We start from the raw sequence: 18,187 nt of genomic DNA on the forward strand, positions 1-18,187 counted from the left end.
GATTAAATGATTTAGATTTTAATTTAATCAAAAAGTAGTTTCATCATAATAAAGACAAATACGTTGTCCTCTAATTTCTTCGACATGGACATCCATTTCGTATAATTCTTTTAAAATTTCTGATTGAATAACATGATCTCTTGTATCTGCTTTGATGATTGCTCCATCTTTTAAAGCTATAATGTCATCTGAATAGCAAGACGCAAAATTAATATCATGTAAGACAATTACAATCGTCTTGTTCAGTTCTTTACACAATCTACGTAACGTTTGCATAATTTGTACAGAGTGCTTCATGTCTAAATTATTTAACGGCTCATCTAATAGAATATAATCTGTATCTTGAGCTATAGTCATAGCTATATAAGCACGTTGTCTTTGACCACCCGAAAGTGTTTTAATATTTCTACTTCTAATGTCTTGAAGTTGTAGCAAATCTAACGCATATTCTACTTGTTTATAGTCTTCATCTTTCATTCGACCTTTTGAATATGGAAAACGACCAAAACTAACTAATTGTTCTACTGTAATATTCATTTCAGTATGATTCGTTTGTTTTAAAATACTTAATTTTTTAGCTAATTCATCGCTTTTATAATCGAGTACAGGCTTATCTTCAATTTTGATAATTCCATTTTCATATTCAAACAGACGACTTACTGCCGAAAGTAAGGTACTTTTACCAGCACCATTAGGTCCTATAAGAGAAGTCAAAGTTCCTTTTTGAATATCAACGTTAATATCCTTTAAAATAGGTTTATCTTGTATCGACTTATCTAATTTTTTTATTTCAATCAATTTGCACTTCTCCTTTTAACAAGTAAGTAGATGAAATAGCTTCCACCAATTAAATCAATGATTAAACTAAATTCTGTTGTGGCTTCAAATAAGTTTTCAACTATCCACTGTGCTGTAAATAAACTAATCCAACTGATTAAAATCGTTGCTGGTAAAATAAATTTATGTTCATAGGTCTTCATTAATTCATGTGCTAAGTTGACAGTTAAAAGTCCTAAAAATGTGACAGGACCTACTAATGCCGTAGAAATGGACACAAGCAAAGCGACGATAATAAGTAGTAATCGTGTCATTTTTTCATAAGATACACCGAGATTAATTGCTTGCGCTTTTCCAAGTAATAAAACATCTAAATACGGACGAAGTATAATGGTAATAATTATTAATAAAATTAAAAGAATACTAGATACAAATACCAATCGTGAATTAGATGCTTCAAAACTTGCGAACATAGCACTCTGAACTGCTAGGAAAGACTCCGGATCCATGATGAGTTGAATAAAGCTTGTGATACTACGAAAGAATGTTCCAAGTACCACGCCGACAAGTAATATAAAATAAACTGAAAAATTACCTAATTTAAACATGCCTTCGAAAAGTATAAGTGCGAATAACACCATTGTGACTAACGTAATTAAAAAATTTAAATATACATTTGTGACGATAGCAGCTTGCGTTCCGACTAAAAAGACGGGCAATACTTTAACGAACAAGTAGACTGAATCAAGTCCCATAATCGATGGCGTCAATAGTCTATTGGTAGTTATGGCTTGGAAGACAACTACTGAAGTACCAATGGCTCCACCTACAATTAAGATTAAAAATAGCTTTCTCAATCTACTTTGAAATTGATATTCAAAGATTTCGAAATCTAAGCCTACTAATAAATAAAAAATCGCCATACAAACTGTCGCAAAAATTAATATACCTATTTTCATATTAGAACTTATTTGCATATTCTTTTCTGCCTTTCATTAGTAAGATTAGGAAAATAACTGTTCCAAATACACCAATTGTTAAACCAATGTTTATTTCATATGGATAAACAATTAATCTACCTATAATATCAGCTATTAATACAAAGATAGATCCAAGCATAAGTGTATGAGGTAATGCGTGTTTCAAGTGGTCTCCTCTAAAGATAGAAATAATATTAGGAACAATTAGACCTAAGAATGGCAATGTTCCAACAGTAACCACTACTAACGCAGTAAGTGCAGCAGTAATGAATAATGCTATGTTAATGATTTTTTCATAACTTACACCTAAATTATGACTAAAGTCTTTTCCCATTCCTGCAATTGTAAAATGATTGGCGAATACAAATGCCACTATTAAAATTGGGATAACGAGATAAAGCACTTCATAACGTCCACTAGTGATAATCGCAAAATTCCCATTTAGCCAGTTTCCAATACTTTGTAAAGCATTTGTTCTTAGTGCGATAAAAGTTGTGAAACTCGATACTATCCCACCAATCATAATGCCTAGTAAAGGAACAAAAATAACTTCTTTAACACGGATGAAATTAATTAATCTAACAAATAAAAATGTCCCGGCCAAGCTTAGTGTTACCGCGAAAAGCAGTTTAATTAGTATATGTCCGTGAGGAAAGAAGACTAGCGATAATAAAATACCTAACTTTGCCCACTCTACCGTTCCTGCTGTGGTAGGGCTTACAAATTTATTTTGCATCATTTGTTGCATAATCAGTCCAGCTAATGCAAGTGAACTTCCTGAAAGAAGGATACTAACTGTTCTAGGGATACGACTCGAGAACAAAATGTTTCTTTGTTCTTCATTTAAGTGGAATATATCTGCGAGGGAAAGTTGGCTTACCCCTACAAATAAGGAGATAATTGATAAAATCACTAACAAAATGAGTAGAACATAGCCTTTAAATAAAAACTTCATTAGTAATTCCCCTCAATTTAAAATATGTATTTAAAAAGTAATATCCTTTCAACGATAATGATTATCATTGTCGTCACTACTAATATTAAAGATTACTATTACGAATTTCAATAGGTTTCCAGATATTTTTAAAATTATATTAAATTAAATGCTATGTTTTTTGCTGAAACAACTTTAATAATCACAAGGACAAATATTCGAGAAAAGGGTAATGAGTGAAGTGAGAAATTTAGGTGGTAGACGTTCATTCTAAAAAAGCGGAGTGAAACTGACATCTAGCGAGAGACGCTATAATTAAAATATGGTTTCAACGTATCTTAGTTTTAATTAATTATTGTCAAAATTAAAAGGACTGAGACATTTTTATATGAATGTCCCAGTCCCTACTTTAAGGAATATTTTATTTATCAAAAATGAAATCTTCATCTTGTAATGCTTCCACATTAAGCGCTAATGTATAGCCATCGCCTTTAACTGAGAAGAAGTCATGGTTCTTAGTTGAAGTATCTAATGCATTTTCAATAATTGGATTGAATTCTTTTTCTTCAAAGTATGGTTCAAATCCAAGGTTAGATAATGCCTTGTTTCCATTATATTGAACATAATTAAGCACATCTTCAGTTAAACCAATATCATCATATAACATGTGAGTATAAGACACTTCATTGCTATATAACTCTTCTAATAATTTATACATTTCTTTATCAGCTTTTTGTTTTTCATTCTCAGAAAGTTCATTACGTAAACTTTGAGCATCTAAACCAGTAAATACGCCATGAATAGATTCATCAAGTAAAATCTTTCTAATGATTTCACCAGATGTAGTCATTTTACCTTGTCCTGCAAGATATAAAGGATAATAGAAACCTGAATAGAATAAAAATGTTTCTAAGAATACACTAGATACTCTAGCAATATATTGATCAAAGATTGAGGCTTCTTTACCCCATAATTTATGATAGTTTTCAATAATTTTATCAGATTTATATTTTAAATGAGGCTCTTCAATTACCCATGTATCTAATAAATAGTTTGTTTCGCTAGATGGCAGTAACGTTGTGAAAATATGTGAGTAACTCTTGGCATGAATTTGTTCCATCATAGCCATGAAAGAGTAAACTGCTTTTTTACGTAAATCTGTAGTATGTAACATGATTAATGGCATACCGTCATCTGCTTGATGCGTATCTAAACCTGTTAATCCTGCTAACGCACGTTTAAATGTATTTTTTTCATCTTCAGTTAGTGTCTTCCAACTCGCAATATCCTTTGATACTTTAAATTCTGTTTCTACCCACATTTGGGAGATGTTTTGACGCCAGAACATATTTGTCATATCTTCTTGAGTGTTCCAATTGACGGCCTTCATTAAATAAATCCTCCTTTATTATTAAAAACCTAAAATTACATTAATTAAGAGGACAAGGTATGGGCGTAAAACTTAGTTATTAACACTTTGCATTCTAGGAGAGTGTTGAAAACGACTCCATAAAAGCAACCTAGTGACTTAGTCTTAAGCGCTATACCTTCTATCCTCTTCTATTTATTTCTATCTTTAAATGACATTATTCACATTAAATTGAACAGCTTGTACATTCTTCTACACTTAATAATTTATTACGAGTGTAATATAAAGATTTAAGCCCTCTATGATGAGCATATACGTACAATCTAGATAATTCCCGTGTTGAAATTTCAGAGTTAACGTATAGAATAGTTGAAATTCCTTGATCCACATGAGTTTGAATTGTAGCAATCAAATCAATAAGTTTCATTTGATCTGTATTAAACGCTGATTTGTAATACCACATTGTTTCAGGTGATAAGAATGGCATTGGATAAAATGTTTCAGCATTACCATAAGTACGACGTTCAATTTGATCTACAATTGGCATCACTGAACTTGTCGCATTTTGCACATAAGAAATACTTTGAGTTGGTGCAATTGCAAGTCTATAAGCATGATATAAACCATGTTCTTCCACTGCTTGTTGTAATGCTTTCCAATCTTCCGCAGTAGGAATCTCAATGTTTTCAAACAAGCGTTTAACTTTTTCATATTGTGGTGTAAATTCTTGTGATGTATAAAATTCGAAATATTTACCATTAGCATAATCCGATTTATCAAAATCTTGATATACTTCTCCACGCTCTTTTGCAATTTCCATTGAACGTTCAATAGAATAATAGTTCATCATCATAAAGAAGATATTAGCAAAATCTTTTGCCTCTTCTGACTCATAGCCAATTTTGTTTTTAGCTAGATAACCGTGTAAATTCATTACTCCTAAGCCAACTGAATGTAATTCACTGTTCGCTTTTCTTACACCGGGTGCGTTTTGAATATTAGCTTCATCACTTACTACTGTTAGTGCATCCATACCAGTGTGTACTGAATCTTTAAACTTACCAGTTTCCATTACATTAACAATATTTAGTGAACCTAAGTTACAAGAAATATCGCGTTTAATTTCATCTTCAATACCATAGTCATTAATTACTGAAGTTTCTTGTAATTGGAAAATTTCAGTACATAAATTACTCATTTTAATTTGACCAATATTTGAATTAGCATGAACTTTATTCGCATTGTCTTTAAACATTAGATATGGATAACCAGATTGCAATTGAGTTTGAGCAATCATATTTAACATTTCTCTAGCATCTTTTTTCTTTTTACCGATATTAGGATTAGCAACCATATCATCATAGTATTTCTCTAAATCGATATCATCTAGAGTCACACCATACTCTTGTTTTACAGTATGCGGCGCAAACATATAGAAGTCTTTACCTTCTTTAGCTAACTCAAAGAATTTTGAAGGTACAATTAAACCAGTTGAAATAGTAGATAAACGTAAATCTTCATCAGCATTTACTTTTTTAGTATCTAAGAATTCTTCAACATCATAATGGAAGATATTTAAATACACTGCTCCTGCGCCAGGACGTTGTCCTAGTTGATCCGCATAACTGAAACCACCTTCAAGTGCCTTAGCAACTGGTAATACACCTTTAGCAACGCCTTTGATACCTTTAATTGCTTCTCCACGTGCGCGCAATTTAGAAAGATTGATTGCCACACCGCCACCAATTTTACTTAATTGTTTAGCCGTTGAATCGATAAAGTTAATTGAATTCAAGCTATCATCAACTTCTAATAAGAAACATGACACTAATTCACCACGACGTGCACGTCCAGCATTTAAAAATGTAGGCGTAGCTGGTTGATAGCGTTGTTCAACCATTGCTAAAATAAATTGTTTTGCTTGTTGCTTATTACCGCCAGCCAAATATAATGCTACAATCGCTACATGTTGATTGTAGTCTTCTAAAAATTGAGTTTTATCATTAGTTTTTAATGCATAATCTTTATAAAATTTACTTGCTGACATGTAGCTAGCAAACTCGAAATTAATAGATTTAGCGAATTCTGTAATTTCGATTAAGTCCTCTTCACTGTACTTTTCGAAGACATTAAAATAAAAATTATTGTCTACTAAATAGTGTAAACGTTCAATCTCATTGTCGAAATAAATTGTTTTATTACGGATTTCTTCTAAATAGACTTTTAATGCTTCTTGATCTTTTTCTAAATTAAAGAAACCATTATCTTTACGCTTTGTAACTTCATTATTCAACTCAATATGATTGTATTTTTTCTCGTCCATAATCTTCATTAAAATGCCCCACCTTATTTTTAAATTCAATAACATCTTTGTTGGTACCTTGTACTTCAAACTTCATTAATAAAGGCACGTTATACGATTCGGAAATCGTTCGTCCTGCTTTAGCAAAGTTCTGACCCCAATTACGATTACCACTCGCTGCTACGGCACGTAAGTTGAGATGATTAACTTCTAAAAATGATTGCACTTCTTGAGGCACCTCACCAAATCCGATTGTTCCAGTCACTAAAATATAAGGCTCATTAATAACGTCCTTACAATTGTCTTTAGTAATTTCCATTACATCTGTCAGTTCACTTCGTTTTATAAATCTACGTACATTTCCAGAAAAAGAAAAATAAACTACCTTCATTGGAACGCCTTCCTTCGTCAATCTGTATAATTAATTAAAAAGAAGTTCTCTTAGATACATAAGAAAACTGCCCAAAATGAATACGATATATTTTTCGACATTTAAATTTTAGTCGACAAGCTAATAGTTTATTTAGTTAAAATAATTACTCGGATTATTTAACCACTACATATAGTGTTTAAACTAAAATATCTTATCATTTATTTTACGTAGCTCGTTCGTATTAATAGCGTTGATTTAAGGAAAAACTTAGCAAAAAGAGTGTGAAATTTCTTTTAAATTGAATTATTTATACCACCCTTAAAATGTCTAAAAACACAACATATTGTGTTTAATTTCTAAAACCAACACTATATTCTGTGTTTTATTATACAGAATTGCTCCTGCAATTAAAAGCCACTATTTAGTGACAAAAGTTCGTAAAAATCGTAGAACGTGCGTCACCACGAACTTAAATTCATCTAAAAATTTTATTTTATGATTCCGAGTATTTTTACTTGCATTTTAAAAAATAATGTTAACTATTGAGTTATCAACGTTCTTAAAGGTTATCATTTTATTCTGACAATATATTTTGCACCATTCTCCAAAAAGTTTTTAATTTTTAAATAAAAAACACGAATATAATTCGTGGTTTTGATATGAAAGATAAGTTTATATTTATACAGAACGTTTGTTCGTATTAAAATCATAATATAACTTCCTTCTTATTGCAAGTACTTATGCAAGAGTAATTGAAGTGTGCTACTATATATACGGTAATTTTTTAAAAATGAGGCGATAAACCTTGAATCCAAAAGTTAAGGGAATCATTGCCATACTCATTTCAGCTATAGGTTTTAGTTTTATGTCAGTCTTCTTCAGATTAGCTGGAGATTTGCCTGTATTCCAAAAATCCTTAGCGCGAAATTTCGTCGCAATGTTTATTCCATTATTTTTTATATTTAAATATAAACAGCCGATGTTCGGTAAATTAAGCAGTCAACCACTCTTAATTACGCGGTCAACATTAGGGCTTATAGGTGTGTTATTAAATATTTACGCTATTGATCATATGGTGCTAAGTGACGCCGATACCTTAATGAAACTTAATCCCTTTTGGACTATTCTACTCAGTTTAATTTTTCTCAATGAAAAGGTTCGTAAATATCAAATCATCGCAATGATAGTAGCTATATTTGGTATGCTTTTCATCGTTAAGCCAGAATTTTCATCAACTATGATTACCTCTCTATCAGGATTATTTTCAGGTATCTTCGCCGCTTCAGCCTATACTTGTGTTCGTGCATTAAGTACTAGAGAAGCACCTTATACCATCGTATTTTATTTTTCATTATTTTCAGTAGTTGTTTTAATTCCTTTCTCAATCGTGACATTCGAACCAATGTCTTCAATTCAAATGATTTATCTACTAGGTGCCGGCCTTTCAGCCGCAGTTGGTCAAATTGGTATAACTTTAGCTTATAGTTTCGCCCCTGCAAAAGATATTTCTATCTTTACGTATGCGTCTATTATCTTTACAGCTATATTTGGCTTTATACTATTCGGAGAAACGCCTGATTTCTACGCATTAATGGGTTATATCATTATTATTGGAGCTAGTTACTACATGTTTGAAAAGGCACGACGCCAACGTGTATTACCAGAACAACATAACAATACTAAGGAGTGAGTATATTGACTCAAGGACGACAAAAAGAAGATTTACAAGATATTACATTATTAGGCAATCAAAATAATAAATATGAATTTGACTACACACCCGAAGTACTGGAAACTTTTGAGAATAAACATCAAGGACGCGATTACTTTGTGAAATTTAATTGTCCAGAATTCACTTCTCTCTGTCCTATTACGGGTCAACCAGATTTTGCAACAATTTATATTTCATATATTCCAAATGTAAAAATGGTTGAGTCTAAATCATTAAAACTTTATTTATTTAGTTTTAGAAATCATGGTGATTTTCACGAAGATTGCATGAATATAATAATGAATGACTTAATTCAATTGATGGATCCACATTATATTGAAGTTTGGGGTAAATTCACTCCACGTGGTGGTATTTCCATCGACCCATATACAAATTATGGTCGTCCAGATTCTAAATATGAGAAAATGGCTGAACATCGTTTAATGAACCATGATATGTATCCAGAAAAGATCGATAATCGTTAATTGAAAAGTTGTAATTCCACTAAGTTGTTTGACAATTTAGTGGAATTTTTTAATTTTTTAGTTAATTTTCTTAAATTTACTATTGCCTATTAAAGAATTAAAGCGTATTTTATTAATATCCCTAATTTTCTATAAGAATATAGTAAATATAAATAACAAACTTTATTCTTGATAGATAGATTAATATTTAAAGATAGACTGAAAATTCTAAAAATTTCTATTTTTACGAAATCATTTCATTGTTTATGATTCTTAAAAGCTGTATTTTAGTAAAATTTAGTCATTAAGTGAAAGAAAGGGTTGGGAAACTTATGACAACAAACAATACTCATGAACAAGCAGTTCAATCAATTCCTCAGAAAGGATTTTTCGGGCATCCTAGAGGATTAGGCGTTCTTTTCTTTGTAGAGTTCTGGGAAAGATTTAGTTACTACGGCATGCGTGCTATGCTTATCTTCTACATGTACTTTGCAATTAAAGATGGCGGTTTAGGCATCGATCAAACGACTGCAATGTCTATCATGTCAGTTTATGGTGCACTTATCTACATGTCATCAATTCCTGGCGCATGGGTTGCAGATAGACTTGTAGGGACACGTGGCGCTACACTCATAGGTGCAGTAGTGATTATTATAGGTCACATTTGTTTAAGCTTACCTTTTGCAATGTTCGGCTTATTCTCTTCAATGTTCTTTATCATTATCGGTTCAGGACTAATGAAACCTAATATTTCAAATGTCGTTGGTCGTTTATATCCTGAAAATGATACACGTATGGATGCTGGATTTGTTATTTTCTACATGTCAGTTAACTTAGGTGCTTTAATCTCACCTATCATCCTGCAACATTTCATTAATATCAAAAACTTCCACGCTGGTTTCTTAATTGCCGCTATTGGTATGGCACTAGGACTTGTTTGGTACATGCTTTTCAATAAGAAAAATTTAGGCAGCGTAGGTATGAAACCTACAAACCCACTTACTTCTGAAGAAAAAAGAAGATACGGATTAATTGTCGGCATCGTAGTCGCTATTATCATCGTCGTATTATTAGTTACATATTATACTAAAACTTTATCATTCGATTTAATCAGCAACACTGTATTAGTACTTGGTATTGCTTTACCTATCATCTACTTTACAACTATGATTCGTAGTAAAGAAGTGACTGATGTAGAACGTTCTCGAGTTAAAGCGTTCATCCCATTATTTATTCTTGGTATGTTATTCTGGGCTATTCAAGAACAAGGTTCTAACGTCTTAAATATTTACGGATTAGAACGTTCTGACATGCAAATGAACTTATTTGGTTGGAAGACAGGTTTTGGGGAAGCATGGTTCCAATCAATTAACCCATTATTCATTCTATTGTTTGCCCCAGTCGTATCAATGATTTGGTTAAAAATGGGTAAAAGACAACCAAGTTTACCAGTTAAATTTGGTATTGGTACTTTATTAGCCGGTGCTTCTTACATTTTAATCGGACTTATCGGTATGAGTTACGGTAATACACACTTCTCAGTCAACTGGGTCATCTTATCTTATGTGGTATGTGTAGTCGGTGAATTATGTTTATCACCTACTGGTAACAGTGCAGCCGTTAAATTAGCACCTAAAGCATTTAACGCTCAAATGATGAGTATTTGGTTACTAACAAATGCATCAGCCCAAGCACTTAACGGTACGTTAGTTAAATTAATTAAACCATTAGGTCAAACTAATTACTTTATTTTCTTAGGTTCTGTTGCTATTGTCATTACAATCGTTATTCTAGCCTTCACTCCTAAGATTTCTAAAGCCATGAAAGGTATTCATTAATATATTTCATAATTGAAAGAAGCTGAGTCGTTACTATAAAAAATGGCTCAGCTTCTATTTTTGGCAGTAGTTGACTGAGATGAAGATGCGTCCAACCTGGACTTTCTTCATCTCTAGTCAACCTTGCCGGGGCGGGACTACGAAATCTTTGAAATTGCATTAGATTTCTGTCGCCGCTCCCTTTTCTTTGTAACATAAACTAAATAGTGGCATGATAGATACTTAAGGAACTATTAATTTTTAAATTTATCATTAGAAAAAACATATCTAGGGTAAAAATTAGAAGTTAAAAAATGAAAGTAGGCATGAAGATGGATCAAAAATTCAATCATGGCGTTCTCTTTTACCATGAACATAGTGGTATTAAAAATATATATGAAGGTTTAGGAGAAGTTACTAAATCGCTTACTACAATATGTAAACACTTATCTATTCAATTAAGTGAAAATGAAGGCGACATTATTAAATACTGTGAAAAAATTAAAAACCAAGATTATAGTAGCGATGTCGACGTCGTATTTATACTTGGTGGAGACGGTACTGTAAACGAACTCGTAAACGGGGTAATGAAACACGATTTAAACGTCCCTATTGGCGTCATTCCTGGCGGTACATTCAATGACTTTTCTAAAACATTAAATCTAGACCCTGATTTTAAAAAAGCGAGTGAACAACTGAAATCCTCTCGTATAGAGTCTTATGACATAATGAAAGTCAATGATAGCTATGTATTAAACTTTGTTGGTGTTGGTTTAATTGTTCAAAATGCTGAAAATGTTCAAGAAGGTCGTAAAGATATTTTCGGTAAATTAAGCTACATTGGTTCTACCGTTAAAACATTAATGAACCCTGAATATTTTGATTACACATTAAATGTGGATGGCGAAGAATATAATGGCAACATTTCTATGTTAGTTATTGCGAACGGCCCTAACATTGGTGGCGGACGTATTCCTTTAATGGATTTATCTCCACAAGATGGTAAAGTTAATAGCTTTATCTTTGATAGACAGAGCTTTACTATCTTAAATGATGTCTTTAAAAAACGAGACAGTATGGACTGGAATGAAATAACGAATGGCATTGACCACATTGCAGGCTCACACATCACACTCTCTACAGAACCTTCTATGAAAGTAGATATCGATGGTGAAATCAGTTTGGATACACCAATAACTATTGAAGTACTGCCTAAAGCACTTCAAATTCTTACTTTTCCTGTAGACGAAGCATAAACTAACATAATAAGAAGACGCAAAAAGCGATTAAGGTTGATAACACGTGAACGCGTGTAATATTTAACCTTAATCGCTTTCTTTAGTTATTCTTCGCCTAAAAATAAAGCCTCTACATCTTTCCAACCATTCACGCGTTGGAAACGTTCTTCGTTAATATTGTGAGAAGCAGTGAAAATAATTGGCTCACCTTCAAATATTTGTAATTGTCGTGGATTATCATCAATTAAATAATCAGTCTTCACAACATTTTTACGGCCACAAAATACAAAATGTTGTGGATCTAAAAATGGGAAAAATTCTAATAACCATTCATATTTATCATGAAATGATGTAGGCACATCCATTGCTGCTGTTGCAATATATACATCATAATGTTGTGTCAATTTCTCAACCACTTCTTGCGCATGTGGCATTACTGTTAGATTTCTAAAAAAGCCAGGTGCTCTTAAAATATCACGTACAAGTCCATCGTGTTCTGGTATAACATGTTTTAATTTTTGACCGTTTAGCGATTCTACTGTAATACCTAATTCTGTTTTTATATTTACCGCTTCAATAATTGCACCTAACGTATCTGCTAATACTTCATCCATATCTATTGCAATAGATTTTCTAGACATATTATCTCTCCCTTAATCATCACCTATATACTAATAAAGTATAGCAAAAAAATGAAGAGTGGAACATAGAAGCAAAGTGACCATTCAATTATACTTAAAACAATCAATGCGTCCCTTGCCCTAAACTCTTCCACTCTTCACTTATATACTAAACAATTTATTTAGTACATCGTTTAATAGTTAAAATTCTTTAATACTTCAATCATTTTATCGTTTTGTTCTGGGAAACCGACCGTAATACGTAAACCATTTGGGAATGGACGTGTAATACATCCCACATTTAATAATTCTTCATATAATTCTTGCGGTTTGTCCGTTACGACGAACACAAAGTTTGTTTGACTTGGTAAAAAGTGCTCACTTTGCGCAATATCATAAAATTTTTGACGTTCTTGCGCATTTTTTACCGTAATCTCTTTTAGATACGCTTGGTCTTCTAAAGCCGCAAGTGCTGCATATTCTGAAAGACGCGTGATATTAAATGGTGGACGGATAATGTTCCACTTTTCAATAGCAGCATTTGTCGCTACTACATAACCAATACGTAAGCCTGCTAAACCGTATGCTTTTGAAAATGTTCTTAACAAGAATGCATTATCAAAACGTTCTTGTAATTTTAGCGTATCTGGGTAGTCATCCGCCGTTACAAATTCAAAATACGCCTCATCAATCAATACGGGTACATGACTAGGCACACGTTCTAAAAAGTGTTCTAACTCTGCATGGCTGAAATAAGTTCCAGTTGGATTATTTGGATTACACAACCATACTAACGCTGTATCATTATCCACTTGTTTTAGGATTTCTCCTAAATCAAAGCCATAGTCCTTTAATGGAACTTGAACGACCTCTGCAGACTCAACAATTGCGTTATGATAATATTGACCAAATGTACCTTCACTAGTCACAATTTTGTCTCCAGGCGTTAAGACTGCTCTTGAAATCATTAAAATAACTTCATCCAAGCCAGCACCGAATAAAATTCTAGAAGCATCTACATTCAAATGCTCACTAATCGCTTTGCGCAATGAAGGCGATCCTGTTTCTGGATAGTAAAATAATTCATCTAAATGATCTTTAATCGCTGTTTTAACTTTTGGCGAAGGGCCGTATAGATTTTCATTGGAAGCAAGTTTATATAACTCGCCTTCAATACCATGTTTTTCTTTAAGTGCTCGTGGTGACAAGCCCGGTTGATACGCTGATAATTGATTTAACTGTTGTTTCATTTACAACCTCTCCTTCTCTTAAATATTAAACATTTAATTAAATGATATAATACTTGCTCTCCTATGTGAAAATGCCTACCTTTTAGCTCGCCGTGATAATAATCAATCCGCTTAATCCTATCTTACTCTAGTGAACACCGTTCATTGCTTTTTTAACCATTGGTGAAATAGCAACGAGTAGGATACCAATCACTAACGTAAACAATCCTGAATATAAGAAGAATTGCTTCTCGCTAATCATTTTAAATACTACTACAATTTGACTGTTCAAACTTTGAGCCGTGGCATTACTTAACATCCATAATGCCATCATTTGTGCAGAAAATTTTGCAGGTGCTAATTTCGAAGTCACTGATAAGCCCACTGGTGAAATACATAATTCGCCAATTGTAATAAGCAAGAAACTTAACATCAACCATAATGGATGAATTAAATGTGCATGGCCACTCAACGGAATAATCATTACTAAATATGAGAAACCAGCAAAGATAGCACCTAGTGCAAATTTATATACTGTACTAGGATTATGTTTGCCTAATTTAGTCCACAAATTAGCAAATAACGGCGCTAACAGAATGATAAACACGGGATTAATAGACTGGAACCAGGCAGCCGGAATATGGAAGTTAATCAATCCATGTGTGAGTTTACCTAAGCTTAACTGTGTTTTTTGATCGGCAAAGTTAGCTAAAATCGTTGACCCCTGTTCTTGAATCATCCAAAAAGCTACTGACGTAATAAATAATGGTATGTAACTATAGATTCTTGAACGTTCCTCTTTGCGTGTCTTCTGACTTGATAGCATATAGACAAAAATACAAATCGGTAACAAAATACCTACAAATGTGACAATCAAACTAAAGCTTCCTAAGTTAAGGTTGCCAAAAAGATGTAAAATTAATAGCACTATTGCAAATACTGCCACCACTATACCTGTAATCATAGATAATGATTTGATTTCGTCTTTTCTTAATGGATTAGGCACGCTTAAACCAGCAAGTCCTAAACTTTTCTTATTTGTAATTAGATATGTAACTAAGCCGATAAACATACCGATGGCTGCTATCGCAAAACCAAAATGAAATCCGAGTCGTGTTTGTAAGTAGCCAGTTATAAATGGAGATAAAAAGCTTCCTAAGTTAATCCCCATATAAAAGATAGTAAATGCTGCATCTAATCTTCTATCATTATTATCATATAACTCGCCCACCGTTGTAGAGATGTTTGGTTTTAGTAAACCAGTACCAGCTATTAATAATAATAAGGCAATCAAAACTACTGTCAGATTTCCAGGTATGGTCAACATAATATGACCAAACATAATTAATATGCCACCATAAAAGAGCGCATGGCGTGTGCCTATAATTCTATCTGCTATCCATCCTCCGATAGTACCAGACATGTAAATAAGTGCTCCATATAGTGAGACGATTTGTAATGCTGTAGCTTGCGGTAAACCGAAACCACCCTTACTCACTGAGTAATATAAGTAGAAAGCTAAAATGGCTTTCATACCGTAATAACTGAATCGCTCCCAAAATTCAGTAAAAAATAGTGTACTTAGGCCTTTTGGGTGTCCAAAAAAGCCTTTCTGCGGTACACTTTTAACAATTTCTTGTCTCGAATAATTCTTTGTATTCATTTCTCCACCCCTTAAAAATACATATATTTCTTATGTATTTAAATTCTAGTTTAAATAAAATCGTTTCAGATTACAATTCTATCTATATCTTTTTCAAACAATAGTTGCATAAAAATAGGAAGTGGAACCAGAAACCTAAAGAGGTCCACAGATAACGATTACCAAACTAAAAGCTAGGACATTAATATGAAAAATGTCCTAGCTTCTAATCCAAGTTATTTAGTTTTTTACTTTACTAAGTTTTCTTTTTCTAAATATTGCTTAGCCACTTTATATGGGTCTTCGTTCTTCACAGTAACTTTATAATTCATTTCTTGCATTTCTTCATCCGAAATTTTATTTTCCAATTTGTTTAATGGTTTTTTAATTTCTGGATGATCTTTCAAGAATTTTTCTTTAAACATTGGAGCACCTTGGTATGGTGGGAAGACATGTTTATCATCGTCAAGCACGACCATATCATATTGTTTTAATTCAGCATCTGTTGAATAGGCATCTATCAAGTTAATATCACCTTTTTCAACAGCTGTGTAACGTAACTTAGGCTCCATTTGTTTAATATTAGATAAATCTAAATCATAAGCTTTGGCAACCGCTTTATATCCATCAGGGCGGTCTTTAAATTCCATCGTAAAGCCTGGCTTAATTTTATCTTCGACCTTTTGTAAATCGCCAATCGTTTTAATATTATACTTTTTAGCGAAATCTTTTTTCACTGCTAAAGCATACGTGTTATTATATTTCATTGGTTTCAACATCGTCATGTCATATTTCTTTTCAAGACTTTGTTTAGCCTGATTATAAACCGCTGCTTCTTTCTTAGACTTAAGATCCTTTTTCGTTAACTCTCCTAATACCGTGCCTGTAAATTCTAAGTAACCATCAATATCATCCGATTTCAACGCGTTAAAGAGGAATGATGTTTTACCCATGCCATCTTTTACTTCTACCGTATTATCAGTTTCTTCTTCAATCAGTATTTTATACATATTTGTAATAATTGATGGTTCAGAACCTAATTTACCAGCCATTGTAATCGTGTCACCCTTTTTCCCGAAAAGTGGTACTACAATAGCTAATAAAATAATTAATACAATCACGCCAGTAGTAATTAATATCTTCTTATAAGATAACTTCTCAACATAGCGTAGAATCAAATCAAAGATGATTGCTAATAGAGCAGCAGGAATGGCTCCAATGAGAATAAGGGATGTGTTATTTCGATCAATACCGAGTAAAATTAAGTCCCCTAAACCACCAGCACCAATTAATGCTGCTAATGTCGCTGTTCCAATAATTAATACCATGGCTGTACGAATCCCAGCCATAATGACTGGCATCGCTATAGGTAATTCAACTTTAGTTAAACGGCGTATCGGTTTCATACCTATACCTTTTGCCGCTTCAATGAGCGAAGGATCTACTTCTTGAATACCTGTGTATGTATTTCTCAGAATTGGTAATAACGCATAGACAACTAATGCAATAATTGCTGGAACTCTTCCAATACCAAAAATAGGAATCATTAACCCTAATAATGCTAATGATGGGATAGTTTGTAGTATTGCTGCGATATTCATGACAATTTCGGATAATTTCTTAGTCTTAGTTAAGGCAATACCTAGAGGTACTGCAATTAAAATAGCTATGAATAGCGCTATAAATGAAATTTGAATATGTTCAAATATCGTTCGAAGTACTTCGCCTTTACGATCATTAAGTGTGGTTAATAGTTCATTCATGCTTTAACCTCCTTATCAGTCTCAGATAAATATTTAAAGATATCTTCACGCTTTAATAATGACTGAGTTGAGGTTTTAGTATCTTCAACAATCACGGCTTCATGTTGTGCCATTAATGAATAGACATTAGAAAGTTTGGTATTATTTTTTACTACTGGATAATTATGCTGAGTGCTATTTTCTGTCACAGGTGTAATGATATCTAAATCTTTTAATTGTAAATGATCTTTATCTTGAATTAAGTGACTTCCCATGAATGTTTCGACAAAGTCATTTTTAGGATGTTCACGGAAACCTTGAGGCGTATCAATTTGTTCTACATGGCCTTTATTAAGTAAGCAAATGCGATCTCCTAATTTCATTGCTTCCTGAATATCATGTGTTACAAATATAATTGTCTTTTTAATCTTAGTTTGTAAATCTAACAAATCGTCTTGGAGTTTTTCACGACTAATAGGATCAAGCGCACTGAATGGCTCATCCATTAATATAACCGGTGGATCTGCAGCCAAAGCTCGGATAACGCCTACTCTTTGTCGTTGCCCTCCTGATAATTCATCCGGTTTACGATCACGATATTTTTCCGGTTCTAAGCCAACCATATCGAGTAATTCATCTACACGTTGATCTATATCACTGTCTTTCCACTTTTTCATTTGTGGAACTTGTGCAATATTCTCTTTGATTGACATATGGGGAAATAATGCAATCTGTTGTAAGACATATCCTATGTCCCAACGCATTTCATAGACCGGATAATCACTAATTGGCTTGTCTTTAAAGTAGATATACCCCTCGCTTAATGGTATGAGACGATTAATCATTTTTAACGTTGTCGTTTTGCCACAACCTGACGGGCCTATAAATACGAAGAATTCCCCTTCATTTATTTTAAAACTCATATTATCGACCGCTATATTTTCACCGTAATACTTTGATACATTTTTAAATTCAATCATCTAGTCACC

15 protein-coding genes are annotated in these 18,187 nt (G+C 32.8%); 4 read left to right on the plus strand and 11 right to left on the minus strand.

Annotated elements, in window-relative coordinates; translation table 11 throughout:
• Positions 1-27: 27 nt before the first annotated feature.
• From FH144_RS06955 to nrdI, 6 genes are all read right to left on the minus strand, one after another.
• Complete coding sequence (locus FH144_RS06955) at positions 28-798, minus strand: iron ABC transporter ATP-binding protein (protein WP_242314620.1); 771 nt, start codon at positions 796-798, stop codon at positions 28-30.
• The gene (locus FH144_RS06960; RefSeq protein WP_242314622.1) at positions 795-1,754 is read right to left on the minus strand and encodes an iron chelate uptake ABC transporter family permease subunit; all 960 of its coding nucleotides are present in this window, start codon (positions 1,752-1,754) and stop codon (positions 795-797) included. Before FH144_RS06960 ends, FH144_RS06955 begins: the two co-directional genes overlap by 4 nt.
• Positions 1,738-2,712, minus strand: coding sequence for an ABC transporter permease (locus FH144_RS06965; protein WP_198610956.1), 975 nt, complete (start codon positions 2,710-2,712; stop codon positions 1,738-1,740). The genes FH144_RS06960 and FH144_RS06965 overlap by 17 nt, the downstream gene beginning before the upstream one ends.
• A 400-nt stretch (positions 2,713-3,112) precedes the next feature.
• Positions 3,113-4,081 carry a class 1b ribonucleoside-diphosphate reductase subunit beta gene (nrdF, locus tag FH144_RS06970; protein WP_107507467.1) on the minus strand — a complete coding sequence of 323 codons (969 nt, stop codon included), beginning with the start codon at positions 4,079-4,081 and terminating at the stop codon, positions 3,113-3,115.
• A 205-nt stretch (positions 4,082-4,286) separates the two neighbouring features.
• Positions 4,287-6,392 carry a class 1b ribonucleoside-diphosphate reductase subunit alpha gene (gene nrdE / locus FH144_RS06975; RefSeq protein ID WP_242314624.1) on the minus strand — a complete coding sequence of 702 codons (2,106 nt, stop codon included), beginning with the start codon at positions 6,390-6,392 and terminating at the stop codon, positions 4,287-4,289.
• Positions 6,355-6,753 carry a class Ib ribonucleoside-diphosphate reductase assembly flavoprotein NrdI gene (nrdI, locus tag FH144_RS06980; RefSeq protein ID WP_107507465.1) on the minus strand — a complete coding sequence of 133 codons (399 nt, stop codon included), beginning with the start codon at positions 6,751-6,753 and terminating at the stop codon, positions 6,355-6,357. The genes nrdE and nrdI overlap by 38 nt, the downstream gene beginning before the upstream one ends.
• Before the next feature lie 787 nt (positions 6,754-7,540).
• On the opposite strand from nrdI, the gene FH144_RS06985 reads away from it, so the two are divergent.
• The 4 genes from FH144_RS06985 to FH144_RS07000 all read left to right on the plus strand — a co-directional run bounded on the left by FH144_RS06985 (position 7,541) and on the right by FH144_RS07000 (position 11,983).
• Complete coding sequence (locus FH144_RS06985) at positions 7,541-8,425, plus strand: DMT family transporter (RefSeq protein ID WP_107507464.1); 885 nt, start codon at positions 7,541-7,543, stop codon at positions 8,423-8,425.
• 5 nt (positions 8,426-8,430) lie between these two features.
• Positions 8,431-8,931 carry a preQ(1) synthase gene (gene queF, locus FH144_RS06990; protein ID WP_107507463.1) on the plus strand — a complete coding sequence of 167 codons (501 nt, stop codon included), beginning with the start codon at positions 8,431-8,433 and terminating at the stop codon, positions 8,929-8,931.
• Between the two features lie 311 nt (positions 8,932-9,242).
• Entirely contained in the window at positions 9,243-10,748 is a 1,506-nt protein-coding gene (locus FH144_RS06995) for an S-Cys-Gly-3M3SH uptake peptide MFS transporter (RefSeq protein ID WP_242314626.1), read from the plus strand.
• Between the two features lie 311 nt (positions 10,749-11,059).
• Complete coding sequence (locus FH144_RS07000; RefSeq protein ID WP_242314743.1) at positions 11,060-11,983, plus strand: diacylglycerol/lipid kinase family protein; 924 nt, start codon at positions 11,060-11,062, stop codon at positions 11,981-11,983.
• 86 nt (positions 11,984-12,069) lie between these two features.
• On the opposite strand, the gene FH144_RS07005 is transcribed toward FH144_RS07000, so the two are convergent.
• From FH144_RS07005 to FH144_RS07025, 5 genes are all read right to left on the minus strand, one after another.
• Complete coding sequence (locus tag FH144_RS07005; RefSeq protein WP_107507764.1) at positions 12,070-12,606, minus strand: 5' nucleotidase, NT5C type; 537 nt, start codon at positions 12,604-12,606, stop codon at positions 12,070-12,072.
• Positions 12,607-12,779: 173 nt separating this feature from the next.
• Entirely contained in the window at positions 12,780-13,835 is a 1,056-nt protein-coding gene (hisC, locus tag FH144_RS07010) for a histidinol-phosphate transaminase (RefSeq protein WP_242314628.1), read from the minus strand.
• Positions 13,836-13,962: 127 nt separating this feature from the next.
• Positions 13,963-15,477 (minus strand): peptide MFS transporter, encoded by a 1,515-nt coding sequence (locus tag FH144_RS07015; protein ID WP_242314632.1) that lies wholly within the window; start codon positions 15,475-15,477, stop codon positions 13,963-13,965.
• A 227-nt stretch (positions 15,478-15,704) separates the two neighbouring features.
• The gene (locus FH144_RS07020; RefSeq protein WP_242314634.1) at positions 15,705-17,219 is read right to left on the minus strand and encodes an ABC transporter permease/substrate-binding protein; all 1,515 of its coding nucleotides are present in this window, start codon (positions 17,217-17,219) and stop codon (positions 15,705-15,707) included.
• Positions 17,216-18,178, minus strand: a complete 963-nt coding sequence (locus FH144_RS07025) for an ABC transporter ATP-binding protein (protein ID WP_242314637.1) — start codon at positions 18,176-18,178, stop codon at positions 17,216-17,218. The genes FH144_RS07020 and FH144_RS07025 overlap by 4 nt, the downstream gene beginning before the upstream one ends.
• Positions 18,179-18,187: the final 9 nt, after the last annotated feature.

This window comes from Staphylococcus sp. acrmy (genome assembly GCF_022690565.1).
In the GTDB taxonomy this organism is placed as follows: domain Bacteria; phylum Bacillota; class Bacilli; order Staphylococcales; family Staphylococcaceae; genus Staphylococcus; species Staphylococcus caledonicus.

Bases quoted from the DNA above. Each gene is read 5' to 3' on its own strand.
- FH144_RS07015 (WP_242314632.1), bottom strand. From the start codon at position 15,477: ATGAATACAAAGAATTATTCGAGACAAGAAATTGTTAAAAGTGTACCG.
- FH144_RS06960 (WP_242314622.1), bottom strand. From the start codon at position 1,754: ATGCAAATAAGTTCTAATATGAAAATAGGTATATTAATTTTTGCGACA.
- FH144_RS06965 (WP_198610956.1), bottom strand. From the start codon at position 2,712: ATGAAGTTTTTATTTAAAGGCTATGTTCTACTCATTTTGTTAGTGATT.
- nrdI (WP_107507465.1), bottom strand. From the start codon at position 6,753: ATGAAGGTAGTTTATTTTTCTTTTTCTGGAAATGTACGTAGATTTATA.
- nrdE (WP_242314624.1), bottom strand. From the start codon at position 6,392: ATGAAGATTATGGACGAGAAAAAATACAATCATATTGAGTTGAATAAT.
- FH144_RS07000 (WP_242314743.1), top strand. From the start codon at position 11,060: ATGGATCAAAAATTCAATCATGGCGTTCTCTTTTACCATGAACATAGT.
- nrdF (WP_107507467.1), bottom strand. From the start codon at position 4,081: ATGAAGGCCGTCAATTGGAACACTCAAGAAGATATGACAAATATGTTC.
- FH144_RS07020 (WP_242314634.1), bottom strand. From the start codon at position 17,219: ATGAATGAACTATTAACCACACTTAATGATCGTAAAGGCGAAGTACTT.
- FH144_RS07005 (WP_107507764.1), bottom strand. From the start codon at position 12,606: ATGTCTAGAAAATCTATTGCAATAGATATGGATGAAGTATTAGCAGAT.
- FH144_RS06995 (WP_242314626.1), top strand. From the start codon at position 9,243: ATGACAACAAACAATACTCATGAACAAGCAGTTCAATCAATTCCTCAG.
- FH144_RS07025 (WP_242314637.1), bottom strand. From the start codon at position 18,178: ATGATTGAATTTAAAAATGTATCAAAGTATTACGGTGAAAATATAGCG.
- hisC (WP_242314628.1), bottom strand. From the start codon at position 13,835: ATGAAACAACAGTTAAATCAATTATCAGCGTATCAACCGGGCTTGTCA.